Raw genomic sequence first — 1,761 nt, 5'->3', positions numbered from 1 at the left:
GCATCATTCGTAACGAAYTGCTGGCGCCGGCGCATGTGATACGGTTTCTATCCAATACGTGAGTCCGACAAGTGACCAGGACTTTGGGGAAAACATCCTCCATCATCGCTCGCCCATCTGGATGGAAGGCACACTCGACACCGTCCATTAACTGAGCTTCCGCCAGAAAAAACGCACCATTCCACAAACCGCCCATGGTCGCGCCAAGAGATGCGACGTTACGTAGCTTGCGCCGTAACAGCGGGTCGCTGATCAGCTTCACTCGCAAACCACCAGCGACAATGAGAACGTCGATACGATCCGGTAGTTGGGATAACTCCAGGTCCGCTGAAATTGCTATTCCCAGATCGCTCATTACAAGGCGGTTCTTGATGCCGACCGTCAACACCTCAAACGCCGGTGTCTCGTTAATCAGGTTGGCGGTCACCAGTGCATCGATAGCGCCGGTGAACGACATCATCGAGAAATTGTTCAAAAGCACGAAAGCTACACGAGTCACCGCCTGCGGCATTAATGGTTTCTGCGCCGTATAGGAGTACCCCATGTTCTTGTCTTTAAGCACGCTCTCGAATACGAATGGCATAAATCCTCTTTGACACCTTTACCAATAGCTGCGAAACCGTTGCGCAATCTAGACAGCGGTTTTTGGAGCAGACAGCAACAAATCAAAGAATGACTCGCAGTCATCGCTCTCAGGCAGTGCTTCAACACTGTTCTTGATCGCATTGCTGAGCGTGGATCCCAAGCTGTCATCAGCCAGCAAAAGATATTTAGCCGTGAGTTCGGCACTCGACATAGGGTTGCCGGGGTCGCCCTTGGCCGTCGCGGTGGGGCTCGTAAGACGCGTGCCGTCTTTCAGGGTAACGGTGACGCGGGAGAGAATTTCCTCAGGGAACCTGGCGGACAGGTCGGGCGCCTCATGAAGGGTTATCTTCGCGCTGATGTTCAAGATGTCCGGTGCATGAATGGAATCCCCGGTGACCTCTTTTGGCCCCAGCTTCCCGCGAACGATCAAGGCAGCGAGCGGGAACGCCAGCGCATACTGGGCCTCATCCGCGTTCTTCGGAAAATGCCCCTGCAAGCACACAGACTCGTGGAATGTCTCGACATCGATGGTCTCGATCAACTCAGCAGTGATGACTGGATGTGCTCGCATCAAATCGGTCATGGCCGTGAGTGCCGGTTGCGCCCACCGACATACCGGCCACGGTTTGAAATATTGCTCGTCGATCTCCCAACGGGTCCCGATGTCCTGCCAGAAAGTGGAAATCTCCAAAGGTTCAACGGTGGCGGCTGGAGCGCCCGTGACACCGAGCTGCGCCATCAGTAATGCGTTCAGTCCGGCATACGCCCCGGCGCCGTGGGCATCACGCAACATCGTCGGAAAGCTCACCAGGCGCATCATCGGGCACCTGGGGCCAAAGTATTCCGCGATACCCAGCGCATGACGGAACGTCGTTTCATCAAGCTTCAGCAGGCGGGCACCGGCGCAAACGACCCCGATCCCGGAAAAGGCACCTGAGGCATGGTATTCCGGGGCCGTGGCCATCAATGCCTGGCCCGCCCGCAAGGCAGTCTCGTAACCGATGCACAGTGCGCTGAGGAATTCCTCGCCGCTGATGTCTTTGCCCTGACTGCGATACGCGTCAACCAATGCAACAATGGCCGGGACTACGGTCGCACCCGCATGTCCCTTGGAGGTGAAGTGACCTTCATGTGCATCCAGGCTATCAACGCAGAAACCGCCGGCATACGCGGCGC

Annotated in this window: 2 protein-coding genes; both read right to left on the bottom strand. The window is 56.5% G+C overall.

Features of this window, described 5'->3' with window-relative positions; genetic code table 11:
* The coding region (locus ACXRVY_RS27245; RefSeq protein WP_458238753.1) for an AraC family transcriptional regulator at positions 1 to 583 on the bottom strand (583 nt) is incomplete at its 3' end.
* A gap of 48 nt (positions 584 to 631) precedes the next feature.
* On the bottom strand, positions 632 to 1,761 hold a 1,130-nt coding region (locus ACXRVY_RS27240; RefSeq protein WP_458238752.1), incomplete at its 5' end, for an MmgE/PrpD family protein.

Source organism: Pseudomonas sp. P5_A2_2 (genome assembly GCF_054177685.1).
This window is presented reverse-complemented; position numbering and strand designations above follow the sequence as displayed.